Here is a 275-nt window from a genome sequence, read left to right as displayed (position 1 = left end):
CTGGCCAGGATTGCCAAAGAAACATCAAGATAAATCGCCATCATGCCAAATCAATCATCTCATCCCCCCCAATACCGCGTACCGCTGGCCAAAAAGTTTGCCCAGATCATTATCATTTGCTGTCTGCTGGCTTTGATACCGAGCTCCATCTTGCTGTCCTGGCATGCCATGACTGACATCATTGATTCAGAAGCAACCCATCTGAGCAGCCTGGCCAAAGTGATTGCTGCCAACAGCCATGGTGCCGTTGCTTTTGCAGACAATAAAGCTGCCAA

Annotated in this window: 1 protein-coding gene; it reads left to right on the top strand. The window is 49.1% G+C overall.

Going from position 1 to position 275, the window contains the following annotated elements; all coding sequences use genetic code 11:
* Positions 1 to 42: 42 nt before the first annotated feature.
* Positions 43 to 275 (top strand): hypothetical protein (locus tag ACZ3GY_RS23915; protein WP_465912212.1); only part of this gene is annotated, 233 nt, incomplete at its 3' end.

It is taken from the genome of Pseudomonas sp. PME37.24/006 (assembly GCF_055556635.1).
Note: the sequence above shows the minus strand (reverse complement) of the source record. Positions and strands in the feature narration are given on the sequence as shown.